The following is a 3265-nucleotide window of genomic DNA, read 5'->3' on the forward strand; positions in this document are numbered from 1 at the left end:
TGGGCGCATTCGCCGGCCACGGCGGCGATCCACTCGGCGTCGTCGTGCGAGCCGAAACCGTAATTGAAGGTCGAGCCGGTGATGCCGTCGCCATGGCAGATTTCAATGGCGTCGACGCCGGCGCGGTCGAGCGCCCGGGCGATCAGGCGCACCGCGTCGAGATCATACTGGTGGCGGACGGCGTGCATGCCATCCCGCAGGGTGACGTCCTGGATATAGAGCTTGTTCGGATTTGCGCGGGCCATCATGCGGCCTCCTTCTGCAGGTGTTTGGCCGCCCAATGATCGGCGGTGACCATCGCCGCCGAGGTCATGATGTCGAGATTGCCGGCATAGGCCGGCAGGTAATGCGCCGCGCCCTCGACTTCGAGCATGATCGTGGTCTTCAGGCCCGAGCACAGGCCGACGCCGGGAATGCGCACCGGCGCGTTGTCGCCGATATTCTCGAACTGCACCTTTTGCTTCAGGCGATAGCCGGGCACATATTTCTGCACGCTCGCGACCATGTCGTGAACCGATTGCTCGATCGCTTCTTTCGAGCCGCCCTGCGACAGGGTGAACACGGTGTCGCGCATGATCAAAGGCGGTTCGGCGGGGTTCAGAATGATGATCGCCTTGCCATGTTCGGCGCCGCCCAGAACGCGAATGGCTTTCGATGTCGTCTCGGTGAACTCGTCGATATTGGCGCGGGTGCCGGGACCGGCCGATTTCGACGAGATCGAGGCGACGATTTCGCCCCAGATCACGCGGTCGGTAGCGCGGCGCACGGCGCGCACCATCGGGATCGTCGCCTGGCCGCCGCAGGTGACCATGTTGACATTCGGTTCGTCGATATTGGCGTCGCCGTTGATCGCCGGAATGGTGAAGGGGCCGATGGCGGCCGGCGTCAGGTCGATGACCTTCTTGCCGTCCTTCTGCAAGATGGCGTTGTTGTGGATATGGGCGCCCGCCGAAGTGGCGTCGAACACCACCTGGATGGACGCGTAATTGGGCAGTTTGCGCAATCCCTCGATGCCTTCATGCGTCACCGGGACGCCCAGTCGCGCCGCGCGCGCAAGTCCGTCGGATTTTGGATCGATGCCGACCATGGCGCCCATTTCGAGATGTTTCGACATGCGCATGATCTTGATCATCAGATCGGCGCCGATATTGCCCGATCCGATGATCGCGCAGGAAATCTTTTCCATTATGCCTGTTCCTTCGCAAAGGCCGCGCGCACCGAGCCGAGGCCGGAAATGCGCGCTTCAACCACATCGCCCCATTTCACGCCGACCATCGGGCCGAGGGCGCCCGACATCACCGTGTCGCCGGCCTTCAACGGCCGCCCGACACGCGCCATGGTTTTCGCCAGCCACAGAACCGCCGAAAGCGGATCGCCGAGGCAGGCCGCTCCGGCGCCGACCGAGACCGGTTCGCCCGCGCTTTCCATCACCATGCCTGCCGAGCGCAGATCGAGGTCCTTGAGCTTCTTCGGCGTCGCGCCCAGGACATAGAGGCCGGACGAGGCGTTGTCGGCTATGGTGTCGAGGATGCCGATCTTCCAGTCTTTTATGCGCGAATCCACCACCTCGATCGCGGGCAGGGCAAACGCAATCGCGCGCAAAACGTCGGCGATGGTGAGGCGCTCCTGGTCGAGATCGCGCTCGAGCACGAAGGCCACTTCCGCTTCGACCTTGGGCTGGATCAGCTGCTTGCGGCCGATCTCCCAGCCGTCGGGAATCGCCATGTCGTCGAACAGCATGCCGTAATCGGGCTGGTCGACGCCGAGCTGTTTCTGCACCGCCAGCGAGGTCAGGCCGATCTTGCGTCCGACGAGGCGGCGGCCGCCGGCGAGCCAGCGCTCGGTGTTGATCTCCTGCGCCGCATAGGCCCGGTCGAGCGCGCCTTCCGGCAAAAGATCGCGCACCGGCGCGCAAGGCTTTCCGAGGCGATGGGCCTCGAAAATCTTGTCCGCGACCTGTTGTACCGCTTGGTCCGTCACAGATAGGTCCTTCCTGAATGAGTCGAGGTCACAGCTTGATGCAGACGTTCGACAGTTCGGTATAGAATTCGAGCGAATGCAGCCCGCCCTCGCGGCCGATGCCCGATTGTTTGGAGCCGCCGAAAGCCGTGCGCAGATCGCGCAGGAACCAGGAATTCACCCAGCATATACCGACGTCCATCCGCGCCGCGACGCGATGGCCGCGCGACAGGTTCTCCGTCCACACCGCCGCCGCGAGACCATAGGGCGTGGAATTGGCGAGGCGGACCGCTTCGTCTTCGGTGTCGAAGGGACGGATGTGGCAGCAGGGGCCGAAAATCTCTTCGTTGATGGTGCGCGTGTCGTCGCGCAAGCCGGTCCAGATGGTCGGCTGAACCCAGGCCCCCTGGCTGAGTTCTTGCGGCATTTCAGGAACGCCGCCGCCGGTGATGAGCGTCGCGCCTTCCTTCAACGCCAGCTGGTAATAGGACAGGACCTTGCTGCGATGCTCCTGGCTGATCAGCGGGCCGAGATTGGTCGCCGCATCTTCGGGACGGCCGGGTTTCAGGCTTTCCGCGCCGGCTTTGAGGCGAGCGACGAAAGCGTCGAAGATCGGCCGCTCGACATAGATGCGCTCGGTGCCGAGGCAGACCTGACCGCAATTGGCGAAGGCCGACCGCATCGTGCCTTCGATCGCCTTGTCGAGATCGCAATCGACGAACACAATCGCCGGGTTCTTGCCGCCCAGTTCGAACGACACCTGCCGCACCCCAAGCGCCGCCTGACGCATGATCGCCTCGCCAGTGCGGGTCTCGCCGGTGAAAGTGACGCCATTGACCAAGGGATGCTGCGTGAGAAATTCGCCCGCCGATTGCGGTCCGAAACCATGCACGACGTTATAGACGCCCTTCGGCACGCCGACCTTGTTCATCACTTCGCCGAGCAAAGTCGCGGTGAGCGGCGTTTCCTCCGAAGGCTTGACCACCACCGTATTGCCGCAGGCCAACGCCGGGCCGACCTTCCACGTCATCAACAGCAGCGGCAGGTTCCACGGCGAGATCACCGCGATCACGCCCTTGGGACGGCGCAGGCCGTAATTCACCGCGCTCTTGCCGTCCGGCGTGTCGAGAATGAAGGTTTCGGTCGAGACGTTCTTCACCGTATCGGCGAACATCTTGAAATTGGCGGCGCCGCGCGGAATGTCGATATGCGAGGCGAGACCATAAGGCTTGCCGGTGTCGAGACATTCGGCGGCGAGAAATTCGTCGAAACGGGCGTTGATCTCGTCGGCCACCGCCGCCAGCAG

The 3265-nt window shown here is 63.5% G+C and carries 3 protein-coding genes and 1 pseudogene; all 4 read right to left on the reverse strand.

What is annotated here, in order from left to right; genetic code table 11:
* Positions 1 to 245, reverse strand: a pseudogene (locus ACLP2E_RS01620) (4-hydroxy-2-oxovalerate aldolase); the annotation flags it as partial.
* Positions 245 to 1186, reverse strand: coding sequence for an acetaldehyde dehydrogenase (acetylating) (locus ACLP2E_RS01625; protein WP_442464962.1), 942 nt, complete (start codon positions 1184 to 1186; stop codon positions 245 to 247). The gene ACLP2E_RS01625 and the pseudogene ACLP2E_RS01620, both read right to left, overlap by 1 nt.
* The gene (locus tag ACLP2E_RS01630) at positions 1186 to 1980 is read right to left on the reverse strand and encodes a 2-keto-4-pentenoate hydratase (protein WP_442464963.1); all 795 of its coding nucleotides are present in this window, start codon (positions 1978 to 1980) and stop codon (positions 1186 to 1188) included. The genes ACLP2E_RS01625 and ACLP2E_RS01630 overlap by 1 nt, the downstream gene beginning before the upstream one ends.
* A 28-nt stretch (positions 1981 to 2008) precedes the next feature.
* Positions 2009 to 3265, reverse strand: a 1257-nt coding sequence (locus tag ACLP2E_RS01635; protein ID WP_442464964.1) for a 2-hydroxymuconic semialdehyde dehydrogenase, incomplete at its 5' end; no start/stop codon positions are given.

It is taken from the genome of Rhodoblastus sp. (genome assembly GCF_052145335.1).
Classification (GTDB): Bacteria; Pseudomonadota; Alphaproteobacteria; order Rhizobiales; family Beijerinckiaceae; genus Rhodoblastus.